Origin of the sequence: Gordonibacter urolithinfaciens (genome assembly GCF_900199375.1) — a bacterium.
GTDB classification, from domain to species: Bacteria; Actinomycetota; Coriobacteriia; order Coriobacteriales; family Eggerthellaceae; genus Gordonibacter; species Gordonibacter urolithinfaciens.
Genome location: NZ_LT900217.1, coordinates 44,377 through 63,970 on the forward strand (window position 1 = coordinate 44,377; position 19,594 = coordinate 63,970).

At 67.7% G+C, this 19,594-nt stretch carries 16 protein-coding genes; all 16 read right to left on the reverse strand.

The annotated features are described in order from the left end of the window. Window positions 1-26: 26 nt before the first annotated feature. Window positions 27-1,346 carry a GTPase HflX gene (gene hflX, locus BN3560_RS00205; RefSeq protein ID WP_096226524.1) on the reverse strand — a complete coding sequence of 440 codons (1,320 nt, stop codon included), beginning with the start codon at window positions 1,344-1,346 and terminating at the stop codon, window positions 27-29. A gap of 191 nt (window positions 1,347-1,537) precedes the next feature. Next, window positions 1,538-2,473, reverse strand: a complete 936-nt coding sequence (miaA, locus tag BN3560_RS00210; RefSeq protein WP_096226525.1) for a tRNA (adenosine(37)-N6)-dimethylallyltransferase MiaA — start codon at window positions 2,471-2,473, stop codon at window positions 1,538-1,540. After that, window positions 2,463-3,860, reverse strand: a complete 1,398-nt coding sequence (gene miaB / locus BN3560_RS00215; RefSeq protein ID WP_087189762.1) for a tRNA (N6-isopentenyl adenosine(37)-C2)-methylthiotransferase MiaB — start codon at window positions 3,858-3,860, stop codon at window positions 2,463-2,465. Before miaB ends, miaA begins: the two co-directional genes overlap by 11 nt. A gap of 8 nt (window positions 3,861-3,868) precedes the next feature. Further along, window positions 3,869-4,225 carry a stage V sporulation protein S gene (locus BN3560_RS00220; RefSeq protein ID WP_087189761.1) on the reverse strand — a complete coding sequence of 119 codons (357 nt, stop codon included), beginning with the start codon at window positions 4,223-4,225 and terminating at the stop codon, window positions 3,869-3,871. Between the two features lie 172 nt (window positions 4,226-4,397). Continuing rightward, window positions 4,398-5,483 carry an ATP-binding protein gene (locus BN3560_RS00225; protein ID WP_096226526.1) on the reverse strand — a complete coding sequence of 362 codons (1,086 nt, stop codon included), beginning with the start codon at window positions 5,481-5,483 and terminating at the stop codon, window positions 4,398-4,400. Window positions 5,484-5,495: 12 nt separating this feature from the next. After that, window positions 5,496-7,028 (reverse strand): ribonuclease Y, encoded by a 1,533-nt coding sequence (rny, locus tag BN3560_RS00230; protein ID WP_096226527.1) that lies wholly within the window; start codon window positions 7,026-7,028, stop codon window positions 5,496-5,498. Between the two features lie 318 nt (window positions 7,029-7,346). Continuing rightward, window positions 7,347-7,649: an XRE family transcriptional regulator gene (locus tag BN3560_RS00235; RefSeq protein WP_096226528.1), complete on the reverse strand. Its 303-nt coding sequence runs from the start codon at window positions 7,647-7,649 to the stop codon at window positions 7,347-7,349. A gap of 3 nt (window positions 7,650-7,652) precedes the next feature. Then, window positions 7,653-8,018, reverse strand: coding sequence for a type II toxin-antitoxin system RelE/ParE family toxin (locus tag BN3560_RS00240; protein WP_096226529.1), 366 nt, complete (start codon window positions 8,016-8,018; stop codon window positions 7,653-7,655). An 81-nt stretch (window positions 8,019-8,099) separates the two neighbouring features. Further along, window positions 8,100-8,906 (reverse strand): regulatory protein RecX, encoded by an 807-nt coding sequence (locus tag BN3560_RS00245; protein ID WP_096226530.1) that lies wholly within the window; start codon window positions 8,904-8,906, stop codon window positions 8,100-8,102. Between the two features lies 1 nt (window position 8,907). Next, entirely contained in the window at window positions 8,908-9,966 is a 1,059-nt protein-coding gene (recA, locus tag BN3560_RS00250) for a recombinase RecA (protein ID WP_087189757.1), read from the reverse strand. A gap of 285 nt (window positions 9,967-10,251) precedes the next feature. Then, on the reverse strand, window positions 10,252-11,523 hold the full coding sequence (gene pgsA, locus BN3560_RS00255) for a CDP-diacylglycerol--glycerol-3-phosphate 3-phosphatidyltransferase (protein ID WP_096226531.1): 1,272 nt from the start codon (window positions 11,521-11,523) through the stop codon (window positions 10,252-10,254). A gap of 9 nt (window positions 11,524-11,532) precedes the next feature. Next, a complete protein-coding gene (gene rimO, locus BN3560_RS00260; RefSeq protein ID WP_096226532.1) occupies window positions 11,533-12,861 on the reverse strand; it encodes a 30S ribosomal protein S12 methylthiotransferase RimO in 1,329 nt (442 codons plus the stop codon). A gap of 8 nt (window positions 12,862-12,869) precedes the next feature. Next, window positions 12,870-13,367, reverse strand: coding sequence for a YajQ family cyclic di-GMP-binding protein (locus tag BN3560_RS00265; protein WP_096226533.1), 498 nt, complete (start codon window positions 13,365-13,367; stop codon window positions 12,870-12,872). 421 nt (window positions 13,368-13,788) lie between these two features. Beyond that, window positions 13,789-14,919: a helix-turn-helix domain-containing protein gene (locus BN3560_RS00270; protein WP_231897318.1), complete on the reverse strand. Its 1,131-nt coding sequence runs from the start codon at window positions 14,917-14,919 to the stop codon at window positions 13,789-13,791. A 4-nt stretch (window positions 14,920-14,923) separates the two neighbouring features. Next, window positions 14,924-17,479: an FtsK/SpoIIIE family DNA translocase gene (locus tag BN3560_RS00275; protein ID WP_096226534.1), complete on the reverse strand. Its 2,556-nt coding sequence runs from the start codon at window positions 17,477-17,479 to the stop codon at window positions 14,924-14,926. Window positions 17,480-17,573: 94 nt separating this feature from the next. Next, complete coding sequence (locus BN3560_RS00280; protein ID WP_096226535.1) at window positions 17,574-19,475, reverse strand: ribonuclease J; 1,902 nt, start codon at window positions 19,473-19,475, stop codon at window positions 17,574-17,576. Between the last annotated feature and the right edge of the window lie 119 nt (window positions 19,476-19,594).

The following is a 19,594-nucleotide window of genomic DNA, read 5'->3' on the forward strand; positions in this document are numbered from 1 at the left end:
TTTGCAGCTTTCTGAAAGGGACGTGCCTAACGGTCCTTCTCCGCCACGTAGGGGCGAAACAGGCCGGCAAAGGACGGAGCAGCCAACATGACGAGGTGCGTACCGTCCTCCTCGTGCTTTTCCGACAGGATATGGCAACGCTCGTGCGCGAGGGAGACGAGATCTCCCCGGTTGTAGGGAATCACTATGGCGAGATGCTCGTCCTGCGCCGAGGCGACACGGGCGATATGCCCGACAAGCTCGCTTATGCCCTCCCCTGTTGCCGCCGATACGAATTGGGCCTGTGGATGACGCGCCTTGAGAGCATCGAAATGTTCCTTGTCGAGCAGGTCGCATTTGTTGAATACGAGCACGCGAAGCAAGTCTTGAGCTTCGATCTGCCCGAGCACGTCCTCCACCGCAGCGATCTGCGCCTCGTACTCGTCCGACGACGCATCCACCACATGCAGCACGAGATCGGCTCCCGTGATCTCGTCGAGCGTGGACTTGAACGCCTCGATGAGCGTGGTCGGCAGCTTCTGGATGAACCCGACCGTGTCGGTGACGGTGATCTCGCGCCCTTCGGGCAGCTCGAACTTGCGCGTAGTGGAGTCCAGCGTGGCGAACAGCTTGTCGTAGGCCAGCACGTCCGCGTTCGTCAAGCGGTTGAGCAGGCTCGACTTTCCGGCGTTCGTGTAACCGGCCAGCGCCACTTTGAACATGCCGCTCTCGTAGCGGCTCTCGCGCTGGATGGCGCGTACCTCGGCCAGGTGCTTGAGCTCGCGCTTGATGGACGTGATGCGCTTGCGCACCATGCGACGGTCGACCTCGAGCTGGCTCTCGCCCTCGCCGAAGCGCGAGCCCACGCCGCCGCCCATGCGGTTCGAGGCCAAGTGGGCCCACATGCCGCGCAAACGCGGCAGCAGGTACTCGTTCTGGGCGAGCCGCACCTGCAGGCGGCCCTCCTTGCTGGTGGCATGCAGCGCGAAGATGTCGAGGATGAGCGCCGTGCGGTCGATGACCTTCACTTCCTTGCCGACTACCTTCTCGAGGTTCGACTGCTGCGAGGGCGTGAGCTCGTCGTCGAACACCACGAGATCGGCCGCGTGGGCGCGTGCCAGCTCGGCAACCTCCTCGGCCTTGCCCGAGCCGACGAACGTGCGCGGGTTCGGCGCGTCGAGCTTTTGCGTGGTGACGGCCGCAACGTCGGCGCCCGCCGTGTCCACGAGACGCTCGAGCTCGGCAAGCGACGAGGCCAGCGGCCAGGAGGCGCCGGGGCGGTCGACGCCCACCAGCACGGCCTTCTCGCGGCGCTCTTCGGAAACGGGGATCGCGCCCCGCGTGATTACGGATTCAAATTCAGACATGGAGCCAACCTTTCGAAGCAAGAAGGGACACGCCGGCGCGGATGGCGGCGTGCGGAGACAGTCGGGCGCGGTCGCAACCGCTAGAGAAACGCGTGTGCTGTCTGCATGATAGGTGCTCCGATCTTGAAGGCTCGGCAGGGTCGGCCTGCAGAACCGTATCATACTACAAGCTCGCCCTGCTGCGGAAACGCTCAGGCAACGACGCCTCCCACCAAGGAAAGCGCCTCGGCTGCCTGGGCCGCGGGGTCAGGGTCGGTTGCATCTATCCAGCGGATGCGCCGGTCCTTGCGGAACCAAGTGCGCTGCCGCTTCGCGTAGCGGTGCGTGGCCGTCTTGATGCACGACGCAGCTTCCTCCATCGTCGTCTCCCCCTCGAGGGCGGCGACGACCTCCTTGTACCCGATAGCCTGGGGAGCCGTGATGCCGTCCCGGAATCCGCTCTGCAGTAAACGCGCCACCTCGTCCACGAGCCCGGCGTCGAACATGGCGTCGACGCGCGCGTCGATGCGCGCGTTGAGCGCCGCCGGATCCACGGACAGCCCTATGAAGCATGCCGGCACCAGCTGTGGGATGCTCGCCAGCTTCGCGCGCTGCTCGGCCAGGCTTGTGCCGTCCTCCAACAGCTCGAAGGCGCGCACGACGCGCTTGACGTCGGCGGCGGGCACGATGGCGGCGCTCGCGGGATCGCGCTCGCGCAGCAGCTCCCACAGGGCGTCGGCGCCTTGCTCGCCGGCAAGGCGGTTGTAATACTCGCGCACAGGATTGCCCGTTTGCTCCCCCTTCGGGAACTCGTAGGCGTCGATGGCCGCGCGCACGTACAGGCCGGTGCCGCCGCACAGCACGGCGCGCCTCCCGCGCGCGGCGATGTCCTCGAAGCAGGCGCGGGCGTATTCCTGGAAGAGGGCCGCCGAGTACGGCTCGCCGGGGTCGGCGAGATCGAGGCCGTGGTGGGGCACAAGCCGCTCGTCGGGGGCGAGCTTGCCCGTGCCGATGTCCATGCCGCGGTACACCTGCATGGAATCGGCGCTCACCACCTCGCCATCGAGCGCGAGGGCGACGGCCTGCGCAAGGGCGGACTTGCCCGAGGCTGTGGGGCCGACGATGCAGACGACGGGGTCAGCGCCCATCCGCCGCCTCCGCGGGCGGCACGGCACCGCCCGCCACCTCGCCTGCCAGGTACCACGTCTTCGCCTCGTCGATGCGCACGCGCACCGTGGTACCGGCCAGCTCCTCGATCGAGGCGCCTTCGGGCAGCGGCGCATGCACGGTCTGGTTCTTCGGGCTCTTGCCCGCGAGCAGGCCCGCATCGCGCTTGGAAGCGCCCTCCACCAGCACGTCGACCGTGCTCCCCAGGTCGACCTGGTTCGCCTCGAAGGCCCGCTTCTGCACGAGATCGACCAGACGGTCGAACCGCCCCTGGATCACGTCGCGCGGCGTGGGATCGTCGACCGAGGCGGCAGGCGTGCCCTCGCGCTTGGAGTAGATGAACGTGAACACCTGGTGGTAGCCCACCTCGTCCACAAGGCGGTACGTGTCCTCGAAGTCCTTCGCCGTCTCGCCGGGGAACCCCACGATGATGTCGGTGGAGAGCGCGATCTCCGGCAGCGCCTCGCGCAGCTTGCGCACGAGCTCCAGGTAATGGGCGCGCGTGTAGCGGCGGTTCATGGCGGCGAGCACGGCATCGGAGCCGGACTGCACGGGCAGGTGCAGCGCCGGCATGAGCGAGCGCAGCGTGCCGAACCTGCCGATGACCTCGTCGGTGAGGTCCTTCGGATGGCTCGTCGCGAAGCGCAGGCGCTCGATGCCCGTGGCGTCGAGCGCATCGAGCACGGCCGCGAAGCGGGGCGAGCCGTACAGGTCGCGGCCGTAGGAGTTCACGTTCTGGCCCAGAAGGGTGATCTCCTTCACGCCGGCGGCCACGTAGCCCTCCGCCTCGGCTACGATATCCTCGAGCGGGCGCGACTTCTCTCGGCCGCGCACGTAGGGCACGATGCAGTACGAGCAGAAGTTGTTGCAACCCTGCGCGATGGGAAGCCAAGCGGCCCACGCGTGCTCGCGCGCCGTCGGCAGCTCCGAGGCAAACGACGAGCCGGCGTCGAGCACCTCCACGTGATGGCCCCCCTCGTCGAGCGCCTCTTCCAGCAGTCGCGGAAGCGAGCCCAGGTTGTGCGTGCCGAACACCACGTCCAGGTGCGGCAGCTCATCGACGAGCTTCTGCCCGTCGCGCTGCCCGATGCAGCCGCCCACGGCCACGACGCGCTTGGACAGGGGGGTGCCGGCGCGCAGCGGAGTGTTCTTGAGCGAGGCCACCTGACCGTAGAGGCGCGTGTCGGCGGCTTCGCGCACGCAGCACGTCATGAACACAACGAGGTCGGCATCCTCGATGGCATCGACGGGCAGCGCGCCCAGGCCTTCGAGCATGCCGGCGACGCGCTCGGAATCGTGCTTGTTCATCTGGCAGCCGAACGTGCGGATGCAGAACGCGAGGTTCGTGAACGGGGTATGCGTGTGCATGGCGATCCTCAGTGCGCAGGGGCGGACGGGGCGGCTTCCGCTTCCCCGCCGGCAGCGGGCATGGAGACGCCGCGCGTGTAGCGCGGTTCGACTGCGAAGCGAATGGCCGTGCGGTACTCGCCGTCGATAACGATGTCCGCAAAGGAGGGCACGCAGGCGATCTCGATGCCCACGGGCGACAGGAAACCGCGCGAGATGGCGATGGCCTTCACGGCTTGGTTCACCGCTCCGGCCCCGACGGCCTGTATCTCCACGCCGACGCCGTCCTTCACCATGCCGGCGATGGCTCCGGCCACGGAAGCGGGCGACGATTTCGATGAAACCTTCAGGCAGCCGATGTCCGGCTTGTGCTCGGGTGCGGTCATGCATATCCTTCGTCGTTTGAGTACGTTGCTCGTGCGTTTGGCGTGCGTTCAATATGCGTGCGGCGCCCGCGCGCCGCTTTTTCACGGTACCGTTATTCTAGCTATTAATGGTATGGCGTGCAACCTGCGGATATGGCCGTTCGCCGACCAGGCGGCGCAGCTTATGTGGAACTTAGCGGAGCTTGCTCACGGGGATATGGATGCGGATGCCGTCCTTGCCCACGCGCACCTCGGGCTGCACGTCGGGCTCCAAGTAGTAGCGTTGCGCGACGTCGCGGTACGCGGCGGCCACCTGGCCCGCGAAGTCGTCCAGATCCTCGCGGGCCAGCTTGAGACCCCGCGCGTCTTCGGAGGCGGACGGGGCTGCGGTGCGCGGGGCTGCAGGCTCGGGAGCGTCGTTGCCGATGCGCACGCGGTCGAGCAGAGGGGACAGCGGCGCTATCTCGCCGTCCAGCACGCGGCGCGCCGAACGCTCGGACAGGGCGAGCCCCAGCGACCCGGCTATGCCCGCGAGCTCCGCCGGGTCTGCGGCGAGGGCCAGGCGCTTGCACACGGGCAGCTCGTCGGCATGCCCAAACGCACGCGATGCCGCCGTGAGCGACGAGAGGCCGAACGCGTAGAGCGTGGCCACGACGTCGGTCACGGAGCCCAGGTAGACGGTGCAGTCGCGGCGGCACTCGAGAGCGAACTCGCACACGGTGCGCAGAATGTTCTTCGGCCCCCGCACGGCCACGGTCCCCGCGTCGGTGCGCTCGAAGACGGGAAAGCTGGACTGGTCGGCCTTCTCCCCCACGCGTGCCAGGTCTGTCTCCACGATGAACGAGGAACCCAGACCTGCATCCGAGGCGGCTATGCGCGCCGTCTCGGCGTTCACGGCGATGGAGTACAGGGCCATGCCGCGGCCGTGCACGCCCCACTTGTCCAAGTGCATGGTATCGAGCTTGGAGGTGACGCGCGGCTCGAACACCCGCTCGTGCAGAGCGGGCGGAACGCCGTCGCCGTCGTCCACCATGACGATGCGCCGGCGGCCGCCCTCGCGGGACACGGCCGCGAACACGCTCTTGGCATGGGCGTCGCGCGCGTTGCGCAGCATCTCGATGACGATGTCCTCCGTGGAGCGGATGTCGTGGGCGGCTTGCCGCCGCTCGGCCTCCGCGCTCCTCAAACGGACGAAACCATCCCCGAGGTCTGCCTCGACCCGGAGATGGCTGTCGCCGCTGACGTTCTCTATGAAGGCTTCCAGCGAGCCGTCGGCCATGCCGGGGTCGCCTTACTTCGCGACGCCGACCGCGCGGCTCTCGCGGATGACCACAACCTTCACCTGGCCGGGGTACTGCATCTCGTTCTCTATGCGGTGCGCGATGTCGTGGGCGAGCACGGTCGTGGCGGCCTCGTCCACCACCTCGGGCTCCACCATCACGCGCACTTCGCGACCGGCCTGGATAGCGTAGGTGCGCTCCACGCCCTTGTAGGAGTTCGCGATCTCCTCGAGCTTCTCGAGGCGCTTGATGTAGGCGTCGAGCGTCTCCTTGCGGGCTCCGGGGCGGGCGGCCGACACGGCGTCGGCGGCCTGCACGAGCACGGCGAGCACGCTCGAGGGCTCCACGTCGTTGTGGTGCGCCTCGATGGCATGGACGATGTCCTGCTTCTCGCCGAAGCGGCGCGCCAGGTCGGCGCCGATGACGGCATGGCTGCCCTCGACCTCGTGGTCGACGGCCTTGCCCAGGTCGTGCAAGAGCCCTGCGCGCTTGGCCGGGATGGGGTCGAGCCCCAGCTCCGCAGCCATAACGCCCGAGAGGTAGGCCACCTCGAGCGAGTGGTTCAGCACGTTCTGGCCGTAGGAGGTGCGGTAGCGCAGGCGGCCGAGCGTGCGCACGAGCTCGGGATGCAGGTCGTGGATACCGGTGTCGAAGGCGGCCTGCTCGCCCGCCTCCTGCACGCGCTGGTTCACGAACGCCTCGGCCTTGCCGAACATCTCCTCGATGCGCGCCGGATGGATGCGCCCGTCGGCCACGAGGTTCTCCATGGTCACGCGGCCTATCTCGCGGCGCACCGGGTCGAAGCACGAGATGGTCACGCACTCCGGGGTGTCGTCGATGATGAGGTTCGTGCCGGTGAGCTGCTCGAACGAGCGGATGTTGCGGCCCTCGCGCCCGATGATGCGGCCCTTGAGGTCATCCGACGGGATATGGATGGCGCTCACCGTGTTCTCGGCGGAGTGGTCGGCCGCCACGCGCTGGATGGCCAGGCTCAGGATGGAGCGGGCCTTCTTGTCGGCCTCGGCCTTCGTGCGGGCCTCGGAGTCGCGGATGATGGCGGCGGACTCGTGCACGACCTCGTCCTTGAGGGTGTCGAGCAGCTCGGCTTTCGCCTCCTCCGGCGTCATGCCGGCCACGCGCTCCAGGCGGCGGTCGATCTCCCGGGCAGCTTCCTCGAGGTCGCGCTCGCGACGGTCGAGCTGGCCCTGCTGGGACGATATCTGATGCTCGCGGGCGTCGAGCGACTCCACGCGGCGATCGAGCGACTCCTCGCGCTGCGACACGCGGTTCTCCGCGGCGCGCACCTCGCGCATGCGCTCCTTGTTCTCGGCCTGGGCCTCCTGCTTCAGCTTCAGGACCTCGTCCTTGGCTTCGACGATGGCCTCGCGACGCAGTGTTTCGGCTTGTCGTTTCGCGTCGGCAACCACGGTCTCGGCCTCTTGCGCCGCACGTTTCGCGGACGAGCTGGCCAGGAAGCGGGCACCGACGAAGCCGAGGGCGATGCCTATCACGGCACCGATGAGCAGCCAGATGATCTCGGGCATGCCTCCCCCTTTCGTTTTGGTTTCTGATATGCGTTGTTCACATTGCTCGGTTTACATAAAAAGGCCGGTTCCACGAACCGGGCATGAGCGAAGAGCACGCAATACGGGGGCGATCATATGGAATTGTATCTATATGAAATACCCTATCGGGTACGTCTCACTCAAGCTATACCACATGATAAGGCTTGTTCCCCATTTGGTGAAGTCCTGTCAGAAAAATAGCGGAAAACGAGGTCGGTGGGCGGTTTTGAGCTCTGCGTACCGCGCTGCATGCGCACAATGCAGGCAATCATCACTGCAGTGTCGGATTTTGGGATTTTAGATGGTCAAAGGGATGGTCTTGTCGGGCCATTCAGCGCTGATAACGAGCTTACCACCAAGGCTCGAAATGTAGCGCGACAGTGTATCGACGCGCATCGTGGCGAGCCGACCGGCCTCGAGCTCCGATACGCGGCATTGGGAGACGCCCATCTTGGCTGCTACCTCACTTTGAGTCAGATCGCGCTCCTTGCGCGCCTGGCTAAGGTCGTACGCATCGACCTTAGCCTGCGTAGCACGGCGAGCTTGATCGCGCATTTCCTGGGTGACACCGCGCTTGATAGCATACTCGTGAATGTCCATCGTTCACTCCAATCGTCCTAGATGCTCGCGATAGCGTTTTTCCGCCAAGGGAATGGCCGATCGGTACCATCCGTTCCATTTCTCGCGGCTTCTCCCTCCGGACGATTTGTCGCCGGCGAAAAGCATGATCGCATGTCTTTTCGGATCGAAGGCAAACAAAATGCGGACTTCCGATCTCCCGGGCGATGCAGGACGGAGCTCCTTCATATTGCAAAACTCGGAGTCCTTGATGTGATCAACCAGCGGCCTGCCGAGACTCGGGCCCTTCCGTTCAAGTTCCTCGATCGCAGCTTCTATGCAGGAAACCGTGACGAGATCTTGGGTATCGAGCCAAGGCTTGATCAAGTCGATATCAACATGCCAGCCCATCGATCCTCCGTATAAGATTAGACTTAATATTATAAGGTATTCCTTATGATGTCAAGTGTGAAAGCGCAAGCGATGCCGTCGCTACTGGCACTCCTCCCCCTCGCTCCAAACACGGGCGGCGGTGGAAGCCACCGACGCCCCGAAGCCCTTCTGGACAAGGCGGCGGAACGCGGCGTCGCGCCTGTTCTTCGCGCGGGGAGGCTTGCGGTCGAGCAGGGCGAGCGCGCGCTCCACCTCGCTCTCGTGGTCGACGGCGAACTCTTCGGGCCAACCGGGCACGACGGACGCGTCGATGCCCAGGGCGTCGAGCTCGGCCGCGATCCCCTGGGCCCCGCGGCCCTGGGACAGGCGGCTGCGCACCAGCACCTCGGCATAGCGGGCGTCGTCAACGAGCCCGCAGGAGAGAGCGCGGTCCACCGCGGCGTCCGCCGCCTCGGGCGCGAAGCCCTCGCGCGCGAGGCGCGCCCGCAGCGCGGCCGAGGCTTGCTCGCGCGCGAGGGCGAGGCGCTCGATCTTGCGGAAGGCGCGCTCGGCTTCGTCGGCAGCGGAGGCTCCGGTTCGCGCCGCCAGCGGGACACGGCCCCCGCTCGAGTCTGCGGGGCTGCCGGCTGCGGCGCCCAGGCCGTCACCCTCCTGCGAGAACCCAGGCACCAAGCGGCCAAGGCAGTCGGCTGCATCGCGAAGGGCTCGGACACCCGTGCAGGAAGAGCGGGAAGCCCTGCGGAAAGCCCCGGCGCCCTCATCGGGGGTGCAGAACCCCTCGGAGACCTCCGCCTCCCGATAGGGGCCGACGGCCCCGTGGGAGGCGCTGTCCTTGCAGGCGGGCGACGATCCCTCGATGGCGGCTATCTGGGCACGCAGGCGCGCCTTCACCTCGGCGTCGGACATGCTACTTCTTTTTGGCAGGCTTCGCCACGGGAGACAGCGCGTCGGCCTCGTCGGCGGTGCGGGTGATAACGGGGATCTCGAAGGCCTCGCGTACCTTGAGCTCAATCTCCTCGCGCAGGTCGGGATTCTCCTTGAGCGTCTGCTTCGCCGCCTCGCGGCCCTGGCCCAGGCGTTCCTCGCCGTAGGTGTACCACGCGCCGCTCTTCTTGGCCACGCCGGCCTCCACCGCCATGTCGACGATGCAGCCTTCTCGCGAGATGCCCTCTCCGTACATGAGGTCGAACTCGGCCTGCTTGAACGGCGGCGCCACCTTGTTCTTCACAACCTTGGCGCGCACGCGGTTGCCCGTGATCTCGCCGTCCTTCTTGATGGAGTCGATACGGCGGATGTCGATGCGCACGCTGGAGAAGAACTTGAGGGCGCGGCCGCCCGTGGTGGTCTCGGGGTTGCCGAACATGACGCCGATCTTCTCGCGCAGCTGGTTGATGAAGATGCAGGTGGTGTTCGACTTGGAGAGCGAGCCCGCCAGCTTGCGCAGGGCCTGCGACATGAGGCGCGCCTGCAGGCCTACCGTGGTGTCGCCGATCTCCCCCTCGATCTCGGCACGGGGCACGAGCGCGGCCACGGAGTCCACGACCACCGCGTCGATGGCGCCGGAGCGCACGAGCATGTCGCAGATCTCGAGGGCCTGCTCGCCGGTGTCGGGCTGGGAGATGAGCACCTCGTCGATATCCACGCCCAGGCGCGCCGCGTACACCGGGTCGAGCGCGTGCTCGGCATCGATGAACGCCACGATGCCGCCCATGGCCTGCGCCTCCGCGAGGATCTGCAGCGCGAGCGTGGTCTTGCCGCTCGACTCGGGGCCGTACACCTCGATGATGCGGCCCCGCGGCACGCCGCCGATACCGAGCGCGGCATCGAGCGGCAGCGCGCCCGTGGGGATCACGCCGATGTTGAGCTCCTTGCCGTCCTCGCCGAGCTTCATGATGGATCCCTGCCCGAACTTCGACTCGATCTGGTCGGTCGTGAGCTTGAGCATCTTCGCTTTTTCGTCGTTCATGGTCCTTCTTCCCCCGGCGTAGCGGCTTTTCGTCATTCCTCTATTATGCGTACATTTGTTTGTCTGTCAAGACGTGCAGCCCGATTCGCTGCTGGAAAAGCATACTGCCGCAACCTTGCACGGCAACCGGAGAAAAGCCGTCGGGGAGCCGCCGAAACCTTGCGCGGACCACGCGCGGCGACCGTGCAGACCTTGCAGGAACCTTGCCCGCTCACCGTGCGGACCTTGCCCGTTTCCAGTGCGAGTCCAGCGGAAATGCAACGAGGCCCGCAGCGGCGCGGAGCATCATTTGCCAGCGCCCTCCAAGGCCTCTTCCAGCCGCTCCAGCGCGGCGCGCACGGTCAGCAGGCGCACCTGGCCGCGATCACCCGGGAACTCGTGCAGGCGCGCCTCGGCGCCCTCCGCATCGGCCAGCCCGATCCACACCGTGCCCACCGGCTTCCCCGGCTCGGCCCCGCCCGGCCCGGCTATGCCCGTGACGGATACCGCCACGTCGGCATCCAGATCGCGCCGCGCGCCCTGGGCCATGGCGCGCGCCGTTTCCGCGCTCACCGCGCCGTGCCGCTCGAGCGTCTCGCGCGGCACGCCCAGAACCTCGTGCTTCACGTCGTCCACGTAGCTCACCACGCCGCCGCGCACCGTCTCCGAGCTGCCCGGCACGCCGGTGAGCACGGCGGCTATCAGGCCCCCGGTGAGGCTCTCGGCCGTGCCGAGCCGCACCCCGGCCCGCCGTGCGGACCCGAGCACCCTGCGCGCCAGGGCGTCGAGCGCCTCGGGCTCGATGGAGGCCGCCTCGGCATCCGTGATCGGCCGGGACTTCCCTGCCGCGCCCGCAACGGCCGCGCCCTCCAAGGGAACTGGCCCGTCGGCCGGCGCGCCGTTCCCGGAGTCGCCCGCAGGCGCGTCCTTGGGCTTGCGCCCGAACCCTATGAGATGGCGCGCCTTCGCGATGTAGTCGAGCATGGACACCACGGTCAGCACGAGCGCGACGATCATCACGCCCCAGCTCAGCACCCACAGCCAGTCGTTGAAAGCCGCGTTCAGGCTGCCCACCATGTAGGAGTCCTTCACGCAGAACAGCACGATGGCGACCATCTGGAACACGGTCTTGAACTTGCCGTACCAGCTGGCCGCGATGACCACGCCCTCGCTGGCGGCCACCATGCGCACGCCCGACACGATGAACTCGCGCGCCAGGATGACGAGCGCGACCCAGCTGGGCAGCGACCCCAGCTCGATGAGCGCGAGCAGCGCCGCGGCCACGAGTATCTTGTCGGCCAGCGGGTCCATGAACTTGCCGAAGTCCGTGACCTCGCCGCGGCTGCGGGCCAGGTAGCCGTCGAGCCAGTCGGTGCACGATATGAGGATGAAGATGCCGGCCGCGATGAGGCTCTTCGCATCGTCGGCCACCTGCGGCAGCCCCAGCCACTGCGGCCACGGGCTGATGAGCACGACCACGAACACCGGCACGAGGCAGATGCGCGCGAGCGTGACGATGTTGGCGGGCGTCCACAGCTTGTCGGTCGAAGCCGGCCTCGCCTGGTCGGTTGGGGCCATGGGCCTGGATCACGCCCCTTCCATCTCGTAGAGCAGCGTGTCCCCTATCGTCACGCGCACGACCTGCCCCACCTCGCCGGCCTCGAGGTAGGTGACGCCGTCGACCTCGGGAGCCTGGCACATGGCGCGGCCGAACAGCTGCCCGTCCTCCTCGCGGCCCTCCACGAGCACATCGAGCTCGCGGCCGATACGCTCGGCAACGCGCGGCGCGCACACGGCGTCCGCCACGTCGCGCAGGCGCTGGGCCCGGTCGGCTTTCTCGTCATCGTCCACCTGGCCTGGCAGGTCGAACGCGCGCGTGCCCTCCTCGCGCGAGTAGGGGAACACGCCCACGTAGTCGAAGCCGGCATCCTCCGCGAAAGCGCAGAGATCCTCGAACTGGTCGTCCGTCTCGCCGGGGAACCCCGCGATGAGCGTCGTGCGCAGCGTGGCGTCCGGGATGCGGCGACGCACGCGCGCGAGCAGCGCCTCGAACTCGTCGCGCGACCCTGTGCGGTTCATGGCGCGCAGGATCCCCGCGTCAACGTGCTGCAATGGGATGTCGAAGTAGTCGCACACGTTGGCATGTGCCGCCACGGCCTCGAGGTACTCGTCGGTCAGCCCCTCGGGTTGCAGGTACATGACGCGGAACCACGTGCCGGGATGCTCCTCGGCCAGCGTGCCCACGAGCGCGGCCAGCGTCGAGGGCTCCTCGAAGTCCGCGCCCCAGCGGCCCGTGTCCTGGGCGATGAGCACGATCTCGCGCACGCCGGCCGCCACCTTGGCCGCCACCTCGGAACGCACGTCGTCGAGCGGGAAGCTGCGATAGCGTCCGCGGATGTACGGGATGGTGCAGTACGAGCAGAAACGGTCGCAGCCGTCCGATATCTTCACGTAGGCCGACACAGGGCCGCGCTCCTCCGCCCCGGCGCCCGCGTCCTCCAGGCTCTCCGCCCCGGGCGACGCCTCGCCGATGACGCCGGCCAGCACGAGCGCGATGTCGTCCTCGCGCGAGCAGGGCACGAAGGCGCCCGCCTCGGTCAGCTCGGCCTTGAGATCCTCGCCGTAGCGCGCCGGCATGCAGCCGGCCACGACGAGCGCGGCCCCGCCGTCACGCACGTTCGGCAGGTCGGCCGCCTCGAAGATCGCCTCGAGGCTCTCCTCGGTGGCCGCCTGTATGAACGAGCACGTGTTCACCACGATGGCGTCGGCCGTCTCGGGGTCGTCCGTCAGCGCGTAGCCTGCCCCGGTCGCCCGGGCGCGCATGTGCTCGGTGTCCACCTCGTTCTTGGCGCATCCCAGCGTGACGAACGCCACGGACTTCCGGCCCTCGCCCCCGCGCGCCCTCTCGTTGCCCACCGCGCGGCCTAGCGGTAGTTGACGTACTGGAGCGGCTGGCCGTAGTCCTGGCCCTTCAGGAAGGCGATAACCTCCTGGAGCGTGTCGCGGGAGGTGCTCGACACGCGCAGCTTGTCGCCCTCGATCTGCACCTTCACCTTGAGCTTCGTGGCCTTGATGTCCTTGTTGATCTTGCCGGCCGTGTCCTTGTCGATGCCCTCGACGACGTTGGCCGTCTGGCGCACGCTCTGCCCGGCCGCCGGCTGCACCTCGCCCCACTTCACGGCGCCCAAATCGATGCCGCGCTTCACGAGCTTCGAGGCGATGACGTCGATGACCTGCTTGGCCACGAACTCCGCCGGGGCGGCCACCGTGATGGCCTTGTTCGCCTTGTCGAGCGTGATCTCCGCGCCGGAATCCTTCAGGTCGTAGCGCTGCGCGAGCTCCTTCTTCGCCTGCTGGAACGCGTTGTCGACCTCCTGCATGTCCACCGTGGACACGACGTCGAAGCTGCACTCTTTCGCCATGGGTGCTCCCTTCCTCATCGGCCCGCCAAGCGCGCGGGCCGTCTCGTTTTTTCGTTTCCGACCAGCATACCGCATTTCGTCCCGCCCGCGCCGTGATTGCAGGCGAGTTACACAGAGCTCGAAGGGAACGGGACGAGACGGCTCTTCTTCGTCAGCGAGCCTAAGGGTGCGAAGGAAAAGGGACGGCGAGCGGCTTTTTCTTTACCAGCCGGCGAGTTTCGCAAGGTGCGAAGGGAGGGGCCGAGGCGTTCTTCTCCAACAGCGGCCGAGAGCATGCGCGCAAAAATGGCCGTCCCGGGCGCGCGGCAACCTCGGAGGCTGGCCGGATGCGCCGGGGCGGCCGGCATCGAACGCGCGTCCTCGGCCAGCCGAGTCAGGGAGGCAGCCCGAACATGCACGTAGGCGATCAGCCGACGAAGGGCTAGGCGGCCGGCGTGCTCGCGCCGTCCGTCGTGCCAGAGCCGGACGAGCCCGTTCCCGCTGTGCCGGCTGTTCCCGCCGTGCCGGCGGTCGGATGGTCGGCCTTCCACTGCTCGAGGATGGCCGGGAAGTCCACGCTGAAGGAATAGATGCCGGTGCTCTCGTCGCCCGTCGACTCGAGCTTCGTCCCGTCTACGGTGACGGTCACGCCGCCAGGGTTCGAAGTGACGATCTTGAACGTGCCGGTGACGTCGAACTCCTTCTTGGCAGGTCCGTCGACGGTGCCGCCCGAGGTGATGTTTCCGTCCTCGTAGATGTCCATGTACACCGACTCCCCCGACGCCACCTCGTACACGACCTTGGCGCTCGTGGGCGCCACCGGCGCAGGCGGCGCGACGGGTTCCTGGGAGCCCTCGTCCCCCTCGCCCTGGGTGGTGTCGTCGATGCCCGTCACGGGCACGGTCGGCAGGTCCTCCTCGCCGCCGCCCTTGCCCCCGAACGCGAACACGAGCACGACGACCAGCACCACGAGGATAACCGCTCCCGCAATGAGGAACGGGAGCTTCGACTGCACCCCGCTCGGGGCCTTGGGCCCCGCGTAGAAGTTCGTGTACTGGCCGTTCGGCAGCGCCGAATGGCGGCTCGTGTGCGTGCGGCCCTCGGAGTAGACGCGCCCCCCGGCTGCCGGAGCCGCACTGCGGCCGTAGTCGGAGCGCGTGTAGGCGGTGCGATCGTCGTAGAGCGTGCGCCCGAACGCGTTCTGGCGCGGCACCCGCTCCTCGGGCTCCTCGGGCGGGACCGGACGCGCGGCGCCGGAGCGCTTCGTGCGCGATGTGCCGCCCATGTCGAAGCCGCTCGGCCGTACATCCGATCGCGCGCGGCCCACCTGGTAGGCGTAGGCCTCGTCCAGGTACATGCGGGTGATCTCGGTGGGGTTAAGCCCTAGAAGGCGCGCGTAGGCGTTCACCATGTTGCGCGTGTAGCCGCGTGGGGGCATGCGCGCGAAGTCGTCTTCCTCGATGGATCGCAGGATATCGGGCCTGATGCGCAGGCGCCGGGCCGCCGTGGACAGATCCATGCCCTTCCGTTCGCGGGCTTCCTGCAAAACCGTTCCGAATGTCACCTGTGCCACGTCGCTACTCCTCGCATGAGTCCTGCGCCTCGAACGCCTTCAACGTTTCCAACTCCATGGCGTCCACCAGGACCTCACGGGGCTTGCTGCCGTTCGGCGGCCCCACGACGCCCTTTTCCTCGAGCATGTCCATTATACGCCCGGCGCGCGAATAGCCAACTTTCAGGCGCCGCTGTATGTTCGACGTCGAGCCGAGGCCGCTCGACACCACGATCTCGGCCGCCTCCCACACAAGGGGGTCGTCCGAGGTGCACGAGCCGCCGCTGCCGTCCGGCTGCGACGCGCCCAGCGTGATGAGGTTCGTCTGGAGGATCTCCGAGTGGTACTCGGGCTCGCCCTGCGCCTTGAGCAGCTCCACCACGGCGTTGATCTCGTCTTCGGACACGTAGCAGCCCTGGATGCGCTGGGGCTTGGCGTATTCGGGCTTCGACAGCAGGAGATCGCCCAGGCCGATGAGGCGCTCGGCGCCCGGCGTGTCGAGCACGACGCGGCTGTCGATGCCGCTGGCCACGTTGAACGCGATGCGGTTCGTGATGTTCGCCTTGATAAGGCCCGTGACCACGTTCGTGGACGGGCGCTGGGTGGCCACGATGAGGTGGATGCCGGCCGCGCGCGCGAGCTGCGCGATGCGGCTGATGGAGAACTCAACCTCCTTGCCCACGTTCATCATGAGGTCGGCCAGCTCGTCGATGATGATGACGATGTAGGGCAGCTCGTCGCCCAGCTCCGCGGACGGCGGCTCCTTGCCCTCCTCCACGGCCTTCTCGATGGCGGCCTGCTCGGCCTGCACCTTGGCGTTGTACTGGCCGATGTTGCGGGCGCCCACCTTCGAGAACACCTTCAGGCGCCGCTCCATCTCCGCCACGCCCCACGACAGGGCGCTCGCCGCCTCGCGGGCCTCGGTGACCACCGGCACGTAGAGGTGCGGGATGCCGTTGTAGGGCGTGAACTCCACGCGCTTCGGGTCGATCATGATGAAGCGCACCTCGGCGGGCGTGGCGCGCATGAGGATGGACATGATCATGGCGTTCACGGACACCGACTTGCCGGAGCCCGTGGTGCCGCCGATGAGCAGGTGGGGCATCTTGGCCAGGTCCGACACGATGGAGCGCCCCTCCACGTCCTTGCCGATGGCCACCTGCAAGGGGCCGGCCGGGGCGTCCTTCAGCACGTCGCCCAAGAGCACGGTCTGGCGCGTGCGGTTGGGCACCTCGATGCCCACGTAATTCGTACCGGGGATGGGCGCGAAGATGCGCACGCCGGGCGCGGCGAGCGCGAGCGCGATGTCCTGCTCGAGTGCCGTGATGCGGCTCACGCGCACGCCGGCGGGCAGGTCCACCTTGAAGAGCGTCACCGTGGGGCCGGCCACCCAGCCCACGACCTCGGCCATGATGGCGAAGCTCTCGAGCGTCTCCTGGAGGCAGGCCGCCGTCTCGGTCAGCTCGGCGTCGGTGGCCTTGTCCTTCTTGGCAGACGTGCTGGTGGCCAGGATGTCGAAGGGGGGCAGCTCGAAGCCGTCCGCCGGGCGGGGGGTGGCAAGCGGCGTGGCCGAGGAGGACGGCGCCTTGGGAGAGGAGGCCTTCTTCTCGGCGTCGGCTGCGGCCCGCGCGCGGCCGAGCTTGCGCGTCAGGGGCTGCTCCACGGCGTCGGGCGCGTCGAAGGGCGCGCGCCGCCCGCCGATGACCTGCGTGTCGAGCGAGGACGAGGGATGCTTCGGCTTGCCCTTCGCCTCCTCGCCGGCCGCGGCGCCTTCGCCCCGGCGCCCCTTCCTGGCACGTGGCAGCACGCTCGTGGGCGCGGCGCCCTCTCCTGCCGTGAGCGGCACGAAGCCGCCCGCCTCCCCGGCCTTCTTCACGCGGGCGTAGGCCGGTGCTCCCAGCACGTCCCCATCCCCCTCGGCCTCGGCGCGCCTGTCCTGCACGCGCTCGATGAGCTTCGAGAGCGAGAAACCGATGACCACGAATCCGGCCGCCATGACGCCGAACATGATGATGCACGAAATGACCTGCCCGAACAGCGTAAAGCCCACCCAGGCGACGCCGGCGCCCACGTAACCGCCGCGTGCGGAGAGCTGCACGGGGTCGAAGAGCGCCGCCGGCGCCCCCTCCTCGCCGGGAACCAGCGGCGTGAACAGCGCCAGCAGCACGAGCACGGCGGCCAGTATCATAACGAGGCCCACCGACACGCGCGCCGGAACGCGCTCGCGGTCGAAGCGAATGAGGAAGCTCGCGCCGATGACGAGCAGGAAGAACGGCAGCAGGTAGGCGCCCAGGCCGAGCGTCAGGTGCAGTGCCGTCGAGACGAACGACGTGACCACGGCATTCGTGGGCATGACGGCTGCCACGAACAGCACGACGGCCGCCACGGCGAACGCGACGCCCGTGATGTCGCGGCGCGTGCGATCGTCGATGAGATGCCCGTCTGGGGCAGGGGCGGCCTTCGCGGCCTTGCCGCCGCCCTTGCGGGCGCTCTTCTCGGCGGGCGAGGCCGCCTTGCCCTTCGGCTTGGCGCCGGGGGACGGTTTCGACTTGTTCGATGCGGGTGCTGACTGACGGGCCACGGCCCAGCTCCTTTTGCTGCGTTTAGAGTGCGTTTCTGGTTCGGTTGCGCGGCCGGAGAGCCGCATGCGCGCGGACGCATGCGGCCATTATAGCCTAAACTTCCAGCAAGTTCACGATGGCCATGGGGCGCTGCTTCGTGCGCTCCCACAGAAGCGAGAGCAGCGCGTCGCGGGCGGCCTTCTTGAGCTCCTTCTGGCCGCCTCCCTTGCCCAGCTGGCGCTTGAGGGCGTTCTTCACCGTGGTGCGCGCCTCGCGCACGAGGTAGTCGTCGTCGCCTCCCGTGATGCCGTGCATCTCCACCTGCACCTCGCCCACCACGTCCTTGCGCTTGGACGAGATGGCGGCCGCCACCGAGGCGAAGCCCTGCGAGCCGAGCGCGTTGCGCTCGTCGAGCACGTCCTGCGACGTGTCGCCCACCGACAGGCCGTCCACGAACACGATGCCGCTTTGCACGGTCTCGCCGCGCTTCACGCCCCTGCTCGAAAGCTCCAGGCCCTCGCCGTTCTCGCAGATGAACACGTTCTCGGCGGGCACTCCTGTCGCCTCGGCCAGCTTGGCATGGGCGCGCAGGTGCGTGGCCTCGCCGTGCACGGGCATGAACGCGTTCGGCTGCACGATGGACAGCACCAGCTTCAGCTCCTCGGCGCCGGCGTGGCCGGACACGTGCACCATGGCGCGCTTCTTGTCGTAGACGTCGGCGCCTATCTTCGCCAGCGAGTTGATGACGCGGGTGACGGCCTTCTCGTTGCCGGGCACCGGCGTGGCCGAGATGATGACGGTGTCGCCCTGCTCCAGGTCGATGGTCTTGTGCTCGCCGTTCGCGATGCGGGCCAGCGCCGAGAGCGGCTCGCCCTGGCTGCCCGTGCACATGATGACCACCTGCTCGGGCGGGATGCCCTTGAGGTCGTAGGCGTCCACGATGTCCTCGTCGGGGATGTTCAGGTAGCCCAGGCGGCGCGCGATATCGGTGTTCTGGATCATGGAGCGGCCCGTGACCACGACCTTGCGGCCGTTGTCGCGCGCGGCGTCGCAGATCTGCTGCATGCGGTGGATGTGGCTGGCGAACGAGGCGATGATGACGCGGCCGCGCGCTTGGGAGATGATCTTGCGCAGCTCCTTGCCCACCTCGGCCTCCGAGGGCGTGAAGCTGGGGTTCTGGGCGTTCGTGGAGTCGCTCATCATAAGGTCGACGCCCGCCTTGGAGAACTTCGCAAGCGCGCCGAAGTCGGTGGTCACGCCGTCGATGGGCGTCTGGTCCAGCTTGAAGTCGCCCGTATGCAGCACGTTCCCGGCCGGGCTCTGGAAGAACACGCCCACGGCGCCCGGGATGGAGTGGTTCACGGCGAAGAACTCGGCCGTGAAGCAGCCGAGCTTCACCTGGTCGCCCGGCTTGATCTCGATGAGCTTGGCGTTCTTGATCTTGTGCTCGGCGAACTTGCCCTCGATGAGGCCGAGCGTCATCTTCGTGCCGTAGATGGGCACTTGGCGGTCGAGGTCCTTCATGAGGTACGGCAGCGTGCCGGTGTGGTCCTCGTGGCCGTGCGTGATGATGATGCCGCGCAGCTTGTCGGCGTTCTCCAGCACGTAGGTGTAGTCGGGCAGGATGAGGTCGATGCCCGGATGATCGTCGTCGGGGAACATGAGGCCCGCGTCGTCCAGGATCATGTCGCCCTTGCACTCGAACACGGTCATGTTCTTGCCGATGGCGTCGAGGCCGCCGAGCGGGATGATCTTGAGCGTGGCGTTCGGGTCCTTCTTCGGCGAGTTGAAGTTGGCGCGGCGCGCATTCTGCTGGCCGCCCTGCTTCTGCTGGCCCTGCCCCGCCTTAGAAAGCTGGGGACGGCGATGCTCGAGCTGCACGTGCTTGTAGGAGCGCGTCTTCTTCTCGGCGCCGCGCGCGGCTCCCTTGGCGCCGTTGCCGTTGCCCCCGCCGCGGCCGTTGCGGGACTGCTCCTGCGAACGGCGCTCGGAGCGCTGGTTGTTCTGCTGTTCCATAAGTACCTTGTCTTTCCGGTCTTGCGCGATCGGGTGCGCATAGACGAAGAGCCGGGATTCCCGGCTTCGCCTCGGCTCCGCTACCGCCGCAGCCGCCCGTTCGGGCGATCCTGCGGGCA